General features: G+C 43.2%; 11 protein-coding genes and 2 tRNA genes. 7 read left to right on the top strand and 6 right to left on the bottom strand.

Annotation, left to right across the window (positions count from 1 at the left end):
- Positions 1-145: 145 nt before the first annotated feature.
- Entirely contained in the window at positions 146-847 is a 702-nt protein-coding gene (locus tag A6J60_RS06885) for a hypothetical protein (protein ID WP_227526088.1), read from the top strand.
- Between the two features lie 162 nt (positions 848-1,009).
- Positions 1,010-2,029, top strand: coding sequence for an aminotransferase class IV (locus A6J60_RS06880; RefSeq protein WP_096065323.1), 1,020 nt, complete (start codon positions 1,010-1,012; stop codon positions 2,027-2,029).
- On the opposite strand, the gene A6J60_RS06875 is transcribed toward A6J60_RS06880, so the two are convergent.
- Positions 2,001-2,822 (bottom strand): DNA-methyltransferase, encoded by an 822-nt coding sequence (locus A6J60_RS06875; protein WP_096065322.1) that lies wholly within the window; start codon positions 2,820-2,822, stop codon positions 2,001-2,003. The two genes, A6J60_RS06880 and A6J60_RS06875, sit on opposite strands and share 29 nt — an antisense overlap.
- A 3-nt stretch (positions 2,823-2,825) precedes the next feature.
- On the bottom strand, positions 2,826-3,080 hold the full coding sequence (locus tag A6J60_RS06870) for a hypothetical protein (RefSeq protein WP_096065321.1): 255 nt from the start codon (positions 3,078-3,080) through the stop codon (positions 2,826-2,828).
- A gap of 90 nt (positions 3,081-3,170) precedes the next feature.
- On the opposite strand from A6J60_RS06870, the gene A6J60_RS06865 reads away from it, so the two are divergent.
- Both A6J60_RS06865 and A6J60_RS06860 read left to right on the top strand, forming a co-directional pair.
- Positions 3,171-3,383: a helix-turn-helix domain-containing protein gene (locus A6J60_RS06865; RefSeq protein WP_096065320.1), complete on the top strand. Its 213-nt coding sequence runs from the start codon at positions 3,171-3,173 to the stop codon at positions 3,381-3,383.
- Between the two features lie 12 nt (positions 3,384-3,395).
- Positions 3,396-3,920, top strand: a complete 525-nt coding sequence (locus tag A6J60_RS06860) for a hypothetical protein (protein ID WP_096065319.1) — start codon at positions 3,396-3,398, stop codon at positions 3,918-3,920.
- 3 nt (positions 3,921-3,923) lie between these two features.
- Here A6J60_RS06860 and A6J60_RS06855 read toward each other — a convergent pair whose 3' ends face one another.
- A complete protein-coding gene (locus A6J60_RS06855) occupies positions 3,924-4,823 on the bottom strand; it encodes a DNA adenine methylase (RefSeq protein WP_096065318.1) in 900 nt (299 codons plus the stop codon).
- A 188-nt stretch (positions 4,824-5,011) separates the two neighbouring features.
- On the opposite strand from A6J60_RS06855, the gene mltG reads away from it, so the two are divergent.
- Both mltG and tmk read left to right on the top strand, forming a co-directional pair.
- On the top strand, positions 5,012-6,277 hold the full coding sequence (gene mltG / locus A6J60_RS06850) for an endolytic transglycosylase MltG (RefSeq protein ID WP_096065317.1): 1,266 nt from the start codon (positions 5,012-5,014) through the stop codon (positions 6,275-6,277).
- A gap of 44 nt (positions 6,278-6,321) precedes the next feature.
- On the top strand, positions 6,322-6,963 hold the full coding sequence (tmk, locus tag A6J60_RS06845; protein WP_096065316.1) for a dTMP kinase: 642 nt from the start codon (positions 6,322-6,324) through the stop codon (positions 6,961-6,963).
- 219 nt (positions 6,964-7,182) lie between these two features.
- On the opposite strand, the gene A6J60_RS06840 is transcribed toward tmk, so the two are convergent.
- Positions 7,183-9,498 carry a cation:proton antiporter gene (locus tag A6J60_RS06840; protein WP_096065315.1) on the bottom strand — a complete coding sequence of 772 codons (2,316 nt, stop codon included), beginning with the start codon at positions 9,496-9,498 and terminating at the stop codon, positions 7,183-7,185.
- An 865-nt stretch (positions 9,499-10,363) separates the two neighbouring features.
- On the opposite strand from A6J60_RS06840, the gene A6J60_RS06835 reads away from it, so the two are divergent.
- Positions 10,364-11,872: a Do family serine endopeptidase gene (locus A6J60_RS06835; RefSeq protein WP_227526087.1), complete on the top strand. Its 1,509-nt coding sequence runs from the start codon at positions 10,364-10,366 to the stop codon at positions 11,870-11,872.
- 262 nt (positions 11,873-12,134) lie between these two features.
- Here A6J60_RS06835 and A6J60_RS06830 read toward each other — a convergent pair.
- Together A6J60_RS06830 and A6J60_RS06825 are read right to left on the bottom strand one after the other, a co-directional pair.
- Positions 12,135-12,210: transfer RNA gene (locus tag A6J60_RS06830), tRNA-Glu, on the bottom strand.
- Positions 12,211-12,342: 132 nt separating this feature from the next.
- Positions 12,343-12,418: transfer RNA gene (locus A6J60_RS06825), tRNA-Ala, on the bottom strand.
- Between the last annotated feature and the right edge of the window lie 115 nt (positions 12,419-12,533).

Genomic DNA, 12,533 nt, shown 5'->3' with positions numbered 1-12,533 from the left:
ATGCTTTTTCCACTATGCAATAGGCGGGGTTTTGGATAAACTAGGCTATTGTTTGTGGTGTGTATATAACCGCTAAGCATCAGCAGCAACGCTTTTAAAATAGGTAAAAGGTGGTACGTGAATGGTTTTTAGCAAGGTAAGACAGGTGAGCCAACAGCTTTCTATAAATTCAGCTATGACCCGTTTGGGTGCATTAGGACTGGCCGCTTGTTTGTCGATCACAGGATGTGGCAAGACAGAGCAAGCGCAAACTAGCGCAGATGCGACAGCAGATACCAAAACCTCAGAGCAGGTCATTGCGGAGACAGAAGCTGCCAACAATCAATTGCTCGCCGAACAAGGAGAAGGTGAGATCGAAGTGGCCGCTGAGCAAGAAGTAGAAGGCCAAAATCAGAAGCCTGTTAGCTATGATGTGCAAAGCTGGGAAGCGATGGACAAAAAAGAGGGACTGTCGTTACAAGATGTGGACCAAATTAAGAATAAATTTGGCGAAGTCACTGTGGTTGACGAAAAAAGCCTAGATTATGCCAGTAACAGCGCCGTTAAATACCGCTTCTCAAAAGGCGAGCAGCCTTATTTAGACGTTATCGATTCAGACAATTATTTGGAAATTGGCTGGTATTATGCCAATCCCGATGATTCAGATAGCGAAAAGCAAATGAGTATTGACCATGCCAAAAAAGCGTATCAAGTGGCCACAGCCTTAATGGGTGAAGAAGGCGGGCGTTTGGTTGCCAACATGCTATCTGGTCAAGTTGTCAAAAATAAAACCGTCGATGAGCGCCAAGTTGAATTGGCAAAATGTGAGTTTTATAGTTGCGTATTGGTGTTTAGTAAACACGGCTAATTAGTGATTATCAACATAAACCCACTGCATAAGTGGGTTTAACACAAACATCAGTCATAAACCAGATTTTACGCAACAACACAGCTCATTATCCATCACGCACTCAATGGTCGCTTCTATGTCAAATCCACATCTATCAAACTCGCTTAACACCGACAAGCCATGATTTGGTATCAATTGACAGACAGCGGCCTGCTTCGACTGTCGCAGCAAGGCGAGCAATCGCAGCCTTTAAGTGAAACGGCATCCCATACAGCCGATCAAACCGCCAATCAAAGTACAGCCACTATCCCTATAACCTCACCAGTCGCAGCTGAGGTCATCCCGCAGCTACGTGCCTTGGCCTATGGCGATGGTTTTTTTACCACTATGGGAGTGCATCATGGGCAGCTACAGTGGCAGACTTATCACCAACAGCGTTTGCAACATCACTGCCAAGCCCTGCATCTGAATTACTCTTCCCATACTGAGCAACTTCTGTGGTCCTCAGCCAAACAGCTGGCCAAAGAGGCCAAGCACGGTATTGTCAAAGTCATCGTATCACGTCAGTCGCAACCGCTGCGTGGCTATGCTTATCATCCCAATGTTATTCATAATGGCTGTCTTATTTGGCTGGGTGTGGCAGCCAGTGCGCTATTGGCCGAACAGTACGCATCGTTTTTACAGTCTCATACGACCCAAAGTGCGTTGGCGCAGAATGTGTTGCAGCAAGTGCCCATTACCGCCATCTGCTTGCAGTCACAGCTGGCCAGTTTGCCAAAGCCACTTGCTGGGCTTAAAAGCTTAAACCGATTAGATGGGGTGATGGCAGCAGGAGAGTTGCAACGTCTAAAGCAAATACACCCAGAAGTGGCAGAAGGCTTGGTCGCAGATATGTCGGGCAACTGGACGGAAGGGGTAATGAGCAATGTGTTTTATCAGTTGCGTCCAGATGAGGCGACTTGGTACACGCCGCCCATTGATGCTGCGGGTGTCAAAGGCGTGATGCGTCAAGTCATTATCGATCAGTTGGCGGTGCAAGGTCGCCCAGTGGTTGAGCGCGCCTTACGAGATGAGGATTTATCTGCCATCAGCGCTATGTTCTTTTGTAATGCGGTGCGTGGAGTGATACCGGTACGCGAGCTGATTGTTGCAGATCAGCGGTTAGCGTTGTCTACATCGATTTATTCAATAAGCGGTTAAATTGCTCTTTAAAGAACTGTTTGCGTCCCTCTTGTTGTAAATCCTGATATCTATCCTGACTGAGTTTCATAAACTCACTTTCTTTATCAATACCAATAAAATTTCTCTCAAGCACGTTGGCCGCTATTCCTGTGGTTGATGAACCTGTGAATGGATCTAGAATTAAGTCACCTTTTTCTGTTGAAGCCAAAATAATTTGTGCTAATAAAGCTAACGGCTTTTGGGTAGGGTGTTTGCCACAGCTTTTTTCCCATTTAGCAATAGCAGGTAAGCGCCAAACGTCCTTCATCTGTTTATCATTATTAAGTTGTTTCATGAGCTTATAATTAAAGTAATGGGGTACTTTAGGATGCTTCCTTGCCCAAATTATAAACTCCGTAGAATGGGTGAAAAAACGACATGAGAAATTCGGTGGTGGGTTTGTTTTTTCCCATGTAATAACATTTAGTATTTTAAAACCAAGTTGCGGCAATATCCTGCCTAAAGTAAAGATATTATGATGTGTGCCACTAATCCAAATAGTGCCATTATCTGCCATTTTATCTCTTGTTTTCGCTAACCAATCATAGGTAAATGCGTACGTTTCATCATCTGTAGTGAACTTGTCCCATTGACCTTTATTTACAGATTGAATTTTGCCGTTCTTTACCGTTAATCCATCATTAGATAAAAAGTAGGGAGGATCAGCAAATACCATATTTAATGGCTGTTGTAGATTATCAAGGGCTGATAGGCAGTCATCTTGATATAGCGTGAAATCTTTATTACTGCTTTGAAAATAGGGAAGAGGCATTTGTTATTCCAACATATCTGCTAAAAAATGCAGCAGTGTAGGGATGTCAAAGCTACCTTCTGCGAAGCCGTATTGTTCACAATCCTCAGGAATTGATACTTGTTGACCAAGTAATCTAGGATCTTCGCTTATTATTCTTAAGGTACTGACTAGCTCATCTCTTACTACTACCGGACTCTGTGAGTCTAAGGTTTCATTAGATACGTTTTTAGTAGGTGTTTGCTGGATGTTAATGGTGAGGTTTTCAATATTAAGCATAGCAGAACCTTAGAGTAAGTATTTACTCAATTTTAAAATGACACTTATTGTGTGTAGTTAAAGTCTAACGAACTCTTGAGAATAAAGCAAATGGAAAAACAAGTTTTAATTCAATTCGGACAACGCATTCGAGCGTTACGTAAAGAACGTGGACTTAGCCAAGAGCAATTGGCTGAGATGGCAGGTTTTCATCGTAATTATGTGGGGATGATTGAGCGTGGTGAACGTAACCCCTCTCTGATTAACATAGAAGTATTCGCTAAAGCTTTTGGTATGAGTTTGTCTGAACTAATGAGCTTTTAAGGGGTATTAAAGATGGCAAGACAGCCTAATATATATGGTGGTGGTGCACAAACTAATGCCAATGGTTTAAAGTTTGAAAGACAAACTGATTTGTTAACAATGATAGATAGAATTGGTCCTGAATACACGATTGAACGTCATATTATTAAGAAAAATGGCATAGAGATCGCTAGGCATTTCAAAGGACATTCTCTATATAGAGATTTATTAATACCTCGAGGTATCAATTATAAAGAAATATTGAGTAAGAAGCTTTTACCTGATGAGGCTCTATTGGTAAATAATACTTTGTATCTTATTGAAAAAAAATATCAAAATGTTTCGGGATCAGTAGATGAGAAGCTACAAACTTGTGACTTCAAGAAAAAGCAATACACGCGGCTGTTAAAGCCTTTAGATATTAGCGTTGAATATTACTATTTGTTAAATGACTGGTTTGATCAACCGCAGTATAAAGACGTTTTTGATTATATCCAAAGTGTAGGTTGTAAATATTTTATAGGAGAGCTACCTTTATCTGAGATTGGTTTAGACTAATCTTTAGTAATTCCTAATCAACAGCTCATTAATCTTGCCACGTTTGCTGCCATTTGAATTAATACTTCTACCAGCTGAAACACGTTCAATCGTATATTCTGAATATAACTCATCAAAGAACCTATTTTCAGGATCTAAGTTGGTTGTATCAGAGTTGCTAAGTAGCCACTGATAACCCTGTTCATTTAGCAAATCACACGTTTGCTTTAGCTTTTCTTGGTCTTCATCATTAAAGCTGTCTTTAGCGTACGATGTAAAGCTTGATGACTCGCTTAAGGGCTTGTAAGGCGGGTCGAAGTAAAAGAAAACAGGTAAGTTTTCTGTATTAATTTGCTGTACTCGCTCTAGTGTCTCTTCAAAGCTCGTATTGAGTATCTCTGCATCAGCTAGTAGTTCTGAAGCTTTATTTATCGTGTCTTCAAAAACAAATTTGGGTTGTTTATAACTACCAATAGGTACGTTGAATTTATTTTTGCTATTAACTCGGTATAACCCATTAAAGCCGGCTCTGTTTAAGAACATAAATAGCCCAGCATGTTTGACAGGATCATTTTCCCTAAGGTTAAACTCTTCGCGTTTTGCGTAGTAATACGGCTTTTTGGCTTCTTTATCCTCTAGCTTGTCATATTCATCTTGTAAAACTTGTAAATAATCTAGCAGTTTTTGAGGTTGCGTTTGCACAACATGATATAGATTTACAAGATCAGTATTAATATCGTTTAAGATAACTTTCGATGGTGGATTGGCATGATCAAGGATATGCAGAGCAACGGCTGCACTACCGGCAAAGGGTTCAACATAGATATAAGGTAAACCTTGATTAATATAATCAGGAAGTCTTTGGCTTATTTCTGTTAAGAGTTGGCTTTTACCACCAACCCATTTAATAAAAGGTTTTGCCATTAGTAATACACGCCGCTAGTTTAAGAACAAAAGGGTCGGTATTATATCAAATATTTATAATTCTTGGCCGCTTAAGTCGTCTTTAACTTCTGCTAAATTTCACTTAACACAGCCCAAATGCTGAATCGCCATTGAATATAAGTGCAGACAGTGCTAAATTCTAGCAAACTTTTACCTCGTGAGTGGCTATGAGCGATTCAAATTCGAAAAAACCAGATATTCACCCAGAGAATACCTCTGACACCCATAATAAGACGGATAGCAATCTGCCGAATGAAACAGTTCAGGTCGATGACAGTGCTAAGCCGCAACCTGAAAAAAAGACAACATCAGAGACTAAGACTGATGTGTCACTAGTCTGTGATGATCATGTGGTGCACAAAGAACCTGCACCAGACCCAACCTCGAAGCGCGGTTATCAAATCATGCTGGTATTAGGCTTAATACTGGCTTTCGTGTTGGCCATGGCGTATCAAACCTTGTTTGGTCACTCTGAGCAACCGGCAGGCGACTTAGTGGTTGAAGAAGGGCAGAGCTATTATGGCTTCTTGCCGCAGTTTCAGCGTGATGTCCCCATGTTCTCTGCCAGCTTAGCGAAGCTATACATTAAGACCACGGTGAAAGAGCAGCTACACGCAGGTACGTATGAAGTGCCAGAAAATGCCAGCTTGATGCAACTGATGCAGTCGTTCAAGCAAGGCCAAAAGATGGACATGGTCAAAGTACAAATTATCGAAGGCAAGCGTGCTTCGGACTTATATCAAGTGCTGGCGAGCAAAGAAGATATTAGCTTAGAAGTGCTCAATGAAGACGGTAAGCCAAAACAGAATTTAAAACAGCTGTTAGAGATTGATGCTTACACCCCAGAGGGTGAGTTCGTTGATAATCTTGAAGGTTGGTTCACGCCCAATACCTATTTATATGCACCGGGCACTACCGATAAGCAAATATTGACGGACTTATATAACAAGCAGCAGCAAGCGCTGAATGAGGCTTGGGAAAATCGCGATCCTGATTTGCCTTACAAGACCCCTTATGAAGCACTGATTATGGCGTCTATTATCGAAAAAGAAACCAGTGTGCCTAGCGAGCGTGAGCCGGTCTCTGCGGTATTTGTCAATCGTCTTAATCAAGGTATGCGCCTACAGACAGACCCGACCATTATTTATGGTATGGGTGATCGTTATGATGGTGATATTCGCCGTAAAGATATTAATGAAAAGACCGCTTATAACACTTATCAGATTGATGGACTGCCGCCGACGCCTATTGCCTTGCCTTCTAAGGCTTCTATTGAAGCGGCGATGCATCCGGCCGATAGCGATGCGTTGTATTTCGTGGCCACAGGTACTGGCGGCCATAAGTTCAGTAAAACATTGGCTGAACACAACCGCGCGGTGCAAGACTATCTGAAAGTGATGCGTGAAAAAAAGAACAGTGAGTCGTCTAACTAATCTTTAGTTAAATTGTACGAAATTAGAATGTAAGAGAGCCGTTTATGTCAGCTGCAATACAGCCTGGTCGCTTTATTAGCTTTGAAGGTACAGAAGGGGTGGGTAAAAGTACCGCCATTGACAATCTATGCGTGCGCTTAGACGCAGAAGGTGTGGCGTATATCAAAACACGTGAGCCAGGTGGCAGCCCCTTTGCCGAGCAGCTACGCTCGCTATTATTGGATGTAAAGACCCAAATTAACGATGATACCGAGCTATTACTGATGTTTGCCGCACGCAGCGATCATTTGCAGCAGGTTATTTTGCCGGCATTAGCCGCAGGTCAGTGGGTAATCTGTGACCGCTTTGTCGACTCTAGTGTGGCCTATCAAGGCTATGGGCGTGGACATGGCGATGCACAGATGCTTGCCAAGATAGACAGCCTTATCGATAGATTTGTGCCAACACTGCCAGACTTAACCTTGTGGCTAGACTTGCCTGTACAAGAGGGCATGCAGCGCGCACAAAAGCGCAGTGCCGCTGATCGCTTTGAGCAGCAGCAGTTAGACTTCTTCGATAGAGTATATCAAGGCTTCCAGGCGCAGCAACAAGCACATCCTCAGCGTATTCAGCGGGTAGATGCTGCAGGTGATGCAGAGCAGGTTGCGTCGCGTATTTGGGCATTGGTACAAGAGTTACGCGCCTAAAGCGATATAGTCAGTGAATTACTAAACGATTACGGTGTTAACCTCGCTAAGCCTACATGTGTAGTACTTGCGCTCGGTTGCCTTGTAATCATTTTAGACTTCTGTGACTATAACGTATTAACGCTGAAAAATTGATAAGAGTAATGCCAAAAAAAATAAGCCAGAGATTAACTCTGGCTTATTTTTTTATGTCATGAATGATAAATGCTTAGTACGGTTTTATGAGTTGTCCGTACGGTTCTTATCAAGCTCTGCTTTACGGGCTTCGCTTTGACGTGCTTGAGTGTCCGGTAGACGCTCAGGGTCTAATGAACCGTCCGCTTGTCTTGGCGCTTGAGAGTTACCATTATCTTGCGATTTAATGGACTTCACTGAGCCTGTCGACTTAGACGCTGAGCTGTCTGTGTTGTTAGACTGCTTTTGTAGCGTCTTTTCAAGCTTGTTTGCCATCTCAGCTTCTAAGTTGGTCGTCGGCACCGGAGCAGGCACCGTCTTTTGCTCATCAGCGCTGTCTTTAGCAGTAGTCGCTGCCGATTTGTCAGAAGTCTGAGCTTTAGACGAGTCTTTTGATTGCTCTTTGGCTTGAGTATCATTTTTAGACTCTACCGGCTTGTCATAGTTTGGGTCTCGCACATCACTTGATGAAGACGGTTCTTTACGCTTTTCAGGTGCTTTAGAGGTGGATGAGAACTGAGTATCAGCACGCTCACGCGCCTGCTTTTGTTTCTCTGTCACATCCACATCTTTTGGCTGAACCTCATCTTCAATCACTAGCGCAACCAGCTTGTGGTCTTTAGTGATTTCATTTTCTGACTCTGAGTTGTCAGTAATGACGTTCAGATGACCTTCTTTATTAATGGTAAATAAAGGCACGAACTGTTTGTTATCCGCTTTATATTGCGCATAGCTGTAGCTGTCAGTGATGTTGGTGATTTTCACACGTGCTTTTTTCGACAGCATACTTGCCATTTTGGTATAGGTCACATCCTTACCGAACAACCAATGTGACTTGAAGCTTGAGCGACGTGACTCACGGTCAGCTTTGCTTTTATCTTCAGCGAATTTGAGACGATAAATCTTTTGGTCTCCAAACTCATGGCGATAATGCAGCTCTGATAAGGTGTTCATCTCTTTGTCGGTACTCATGGCAAACAGATGGCCAATACCAATTAAGTCCAAGTGACGGTCCGCATGGTCAGAGATGGGGTTACCAAAGTAGGTACGCAGTCCCGCCATACGAGCTTTGGCAATATTGGTATAGTTGTTATGCGCCACGATGACATCAAAGCCTTGGTCTTGCAGCGATTCCGCCACTTTTAGGGCTACTGGGTTAGAGCCAACGACCAATACGCCATTGCTGGCAGGCTCACGCACACCAAGCAAGTTACCGACCATTTTCGCGCCTAAGCCCTGAATCAGAACTGTACCCATAATGACCATGAATACCAATGGCACTAACAGCTCAACCCCTTGGATATCATACTCTTGTAGACGAATCGCAAACAACGAGGAGATAGCCGCTGCGACGATACCACGCGGACCAATCCAACTGATCATCATCTTTTCAGAGGCTTTTAGATTTGACCCCATCGATGAGGCCCAAACCGACAGTGGGCGTGCCACAAACATAACGATGGCCAACAAGATTAATCCTTGGAAACCAACGTTATATAGGCTTGCAAGCTCAACACGTGCTGCCAGTACGATAAACAGTACAGAGATGAGTAGTACGGTTAGTGATTCGTTAAACTCTAAGATTTGCTCACGTGGGAAGCCTTTCCAGTTGGCTAACGCAACGCCCATAACGGTCACGGCCAATAAGCCAGACTCGTGCTCTAAATGGTTAGAGATTGAGAACAATAACAGCACAAAGGCGAGGGTGAATACATTGTGCAAAAACTCAGGAATCATGTGGCGCTTGATGAGGTTTGCCAACACAAATGCACCAAACATACCGATAATAGAGGCAATAATCACAATCTCAGCGAACAGGAAGATACTGTTGGCTTCACCGCCTGAGATGATGTATTCGTAAACTAAAACCACCGCAATCGCACCGACAGGGTCGATGATAATGCCTTCCCATTTTAGGATATTGGAGATGGTTTTATTGGGCCGCACACTACGCAGTAGCGGCATAATGACGGTGGGCCCAGTGACACACACTAAGGAGCCGAATAGTAAGGCAATCAGAGGATCGACATCAAACAGCAGATAGGTTGAGAGTGCCACAATGGCAATGGTAATCACCACACCTATTGAGACCAGCATTTGAACCACTTTACCATGCTGCTTAATCTCTTCGAACTCTAAGGTTAGTGAGCCCTCAAATAAAATGATGGCTACCCCTAATGAGATAAAAGGAAACAGTAAGTCACCCAATACCACATCTGGATTGAAGTAGTGCATGATGGGACCGACAAAGATGCCGATCAGTAGTAAAAATAAAATAGACGGCTGTTTTAAATACCAAGCAAGCCATTGTGCTGCAATGCCAAGCCCAACCACGCCAGATAATAATAAGGCGGTATCCATGAAAATTTCCTTGTGTTTGCAAGACACCATCACGATGTCGTTTTGTGTCAGCTAAGACGCAAGTTTGTTATCGACTAATGATTGATCTGTCTGTTTTCGTCTTGTTGGTGATTCATCAGTGATCACATTCTAAAGCGCTTTTTTAAGCGATTATAAAATAAATCCACTGCCAACAAGTCTGTTATAAAAGGGGTACCGTTAAAAAAAGCCTAGTGATTTATAACTAGGCTTTGCTAATAATCAAAGGGTCGCAGCAAATAACTGCGCAATCTGTTGATGGTCATCCCCGGTGTGTTTAATCATCCACGCATTACCAACACTGTTAAAAGTAAGCTACTATAACGGTGCTTATATGAAGTTAGTATGACAGTTAATACGCTGGTTTTATTTAACAGATATTTAGCCAAATTAACTTATTTCTAAACGGTTATTTTAGCTCAAGACATCCGCTCATTAGTGATGTTTTTAGAAACAAAAGCCAGTAAATGGGTCGTTATCAACCCTGGGTTACCCCTTGATTTTACAGGCTTGCTTCTATGTTTTGTTGTTGGCTGAGCCAAAGTTTTGGTTCAAAACCAACACGATATGCGTGTTATGATATCACGAAATAAGGCTGTAAAGGGATAGCAAGATTGTGCTGAAGCGCTCATTAAAAGGTGAAGCGCAAAGCTTGCTAACTTACAAGGCAGTTACCAAAGTGAAAAGCAACAGCAATTAGGGTGTGTGAAAGTTGTGCTATAAAGGAGTCAGTATGGCGCAAAATCCCCCTTTATGTCGCCGTTTCATTTTAACTTGATTGATAGCTGACATATTATTCTGGAGAGTATTCACAATGCAACAGAGAAAAATAATAACAACATCGTTGATGGCGGCTAACCGGCCTGTTAAATCAGAGTCATTTAAACCATTTAAACCATTAAAGTCACTTAAACCATTAAAGTCATTGCTCGCTGGATCAGCATTAGCGCTAAGCAGTCTTGGTGTCGGCGGGTTAGCAACTGGATTAACGCTGGCCGCTACCACAGCCGCGCTACCAACCACAGCACAAGCAGCGGTAGTTGCTGCAGACTTCTCAGACTTGGTCGAGCAGGTCACCCCAGGTGTGGCCAGAGTAAACGTGGTGAAGCAGGTCAGTGAAGAAGAGCTGGCCAAGGCGCAAACCGCTGAGCTATTACGTCAATTTTTTGGTGATCGAGTGCGTATCCCAGGCGCGCAATCAGCACCAGCCATTGAATACAGCTATGGCACCGCATTTTTCGTCACCTCAGACGGTTACTTGTTGACCAACCATCACGTCATTGCCGGTGCGGATAAAATTACCGTTACCTTAAAAGACAGAACCGAGCTTGATGCCAAACTAATTGGCAGCGATGAGCGTTCGGATGTGGCGGTATTAAAGGTCAATCCGGTACCTGGTAAGCCTTATCCTGCATTGCCTACAGGGGATTCAAGTCGAGTCAGAGTTGGAGAGCCAGTATTGGCGATTGGTTCGCCATTTGGCTTTGACTATTCTGCCTCAGCCGGTATCGTCAGTGCCAACTCACGTAACTTCTCACGCGATACCAGCGTGCCTTTCATTCAGACCGATGTGGCACTAAACCCAGGTAACTCAGGCGGTCCTTTATTTAACCGTCATGGCCAAGTAATCGGTATTAACTCGCGTATCTTCAGTGGTACTGGCGGCTACATGGGTCTGTCGTTCTCTATTCCTATCAATGCGGCGATGGATATTTATCAGCAGTTAAAAGAGACGGGTAAAGTATCACGCGCTTATCTTGGTGTGTTCCCGCAAGATATTGATCGCAACTTAGCCGAAGCTTATGGACTAAGCAAGCCACAAGGGGCGTTACTCATTAAAGTATCGCCAGACTCTCCTGCTGAAAAAGCAGGTTTACAAGCCGGCGATATCATTACTCATTACAATGGTAAGCTGTTATTAGAATCGGCAGACCTAGTCAATGAGATTGGCCGTGCCAAGCCGGGCGATCGCTTTAATGCCAAGGTACTGCGCAAAGGTAAGACGTTGACCATTACCGGTCAAGTGGCATCATTCCCAGGTGATGTGGTGTCAGATGCGACCACTAAAGCCAATGACACTCAGCTGCGTCTGGGCATTAGCATTCAAGCCATTCCACGTGCCAGTCAGGCTCAGTTAGGCTCAGCGGGCGTATTGATTACAGAGGTTGATCCAACAGGCTTAGCAGCGCGTGCTGGCTTGCGCCCTGGTGATGTAATTACTAACTTACATCAAAAGCCAATCACCAGTATTGAAGACTTCCAGCGTGCGTTAGCGCAATTGCCAAGAGAAGGGGTGGTGACCATTGAGGTTATCCGTCAAGGCATTCCAGCCATTATTGGTCTACGCTTAAGCTAGTCCTGTATCCTAATCTAAGCTAGCCTAAAAGAATCAACAATCAAAAAGCGCTTTTACGATATCGTAAAAGCGCTTTTTTGGTTTTATAACAATTAGTCTATGCTACTTTTTTACATTTAAATAAGTATGTTGAAGTGTTTTAAACATAAACATAAAAAGTATCGCGCATAAAAAAACCTCCAATCAAATTGATTGGAGGTTTAGTTGCTTATCTCATAATGTTGTTGGTTAGAACAATCTATTAAGGATAAGCTCGAATAGGTGGTATCCCGTAGGGGATTCGAACCCCTGTTACCGCCGTGAAAGGGCGGGGTCCTAGGCCTCTAGACGAACGGGACACAATATCATGTAAACATGAAATATTTTACAACGTAAGGTGCTAATTAAAGCTTGCCTAGGTGCTTACGTTGGTGCTGTTGAGAAGCATCTATTATACCTGAAATTAGATGATAATCAACTATTCTTAGAATTGGTGGAGCTAAACGGAGTCGAACCGTTGACCCCTTGCATGCCATGCAAGTGCTCTACCAACTGAGCTATAGCCCCTCGCTAAGAGTGGGCGTATTTTAGGCAACTTAATGAAGCCTGTCAACCCTTTTTTAGAAAATAATCGATTTATTTTCAAAGTAGCTGGTTTTTACGCTCAAATAGTTTTGTTTTA

Origin of the sequence: Psychrobacter sp. FDAARGOS_221 (genome assembly GCF_002313155.2) — a bacterium.
Lineage (GTDB): Bacteria > Pseudomonadota > Gammaproteobacteria > Pseudomonadales > Moraxellaceae > Psychrobacter.
The sequence above is the reverse complement of the archived record's forward strand: the minus strand, read 5'-3'. Positions and strand labels throughout refer to the sequence as shown.

Coding starts and splice junctions, on each gene's coding strand:
- A6J60_RS06880 (WP_096065323.1), top strand. CDS start 1,010: ATGATTTGGTATCAATTGACAGACAGCGGCCTGCTTCGACTGTCGCAG.
- A6J60_RS06875 (WP_096065322.1), bottom strand. CDS start 2,822: ATGCCTCTTCCCTATTTTCAAAGCAGTAATAAAGATTTCACGCTATAT.
- A6J60_RS06870 (WP_096065321.1), bottom strand. CDS start 3,080: ATGCTTAATATTGAAAACCTCACCATTAACATCCAGCAAACACCTACT.
- A6J60_RS06865 (WP_096065320.1), top strand. CDS start 3,171: ATGGAAAAACAAGTTTTAATTCAATTCGGACAACGCATTCGAGCGTTA.
- A6J60_RS06860 (WP_096065319.1), top strand. CDS start 3,396: ATGGCAAGACAGCCTAATATATATGGTGGTGGTGCACAAACTAATGCC.
- A6J60_RS06855 (WP_096065318.1), bottom strand. CDS start 4,823: ATGGCAAAACCTTTTATTAAATGGGTTGGTGGTAAAAGCCAACTCTTA.
- mltG (WP_096065317.1), top strand. CDS start 5,012: ATGAGCGATTCAAATTCGAAAAAACCAGATATTCACCCAGAGAATACC.
- tmk (WP_096065316.1), top strand. CDS start 6,322: ATGTCAGCTGCAATACAGCCTGGTCGCTTTATTAGCTTTGAAGGTACA.
- A6J60_RS06840 (WP_096065315.1), bottom strand. CDS start 9,498: ATGGATACCGCCTTATTATTATCTGGCGTGGTTGGGCTTGGCATTGCA.
- A6J60_RS06835 (WP_227526087.1), top strand. CDS start 10,364: ATGGCGGCTAACCGGCCTGTTAAATCAGAGTCATTTAAACCATTTAAA.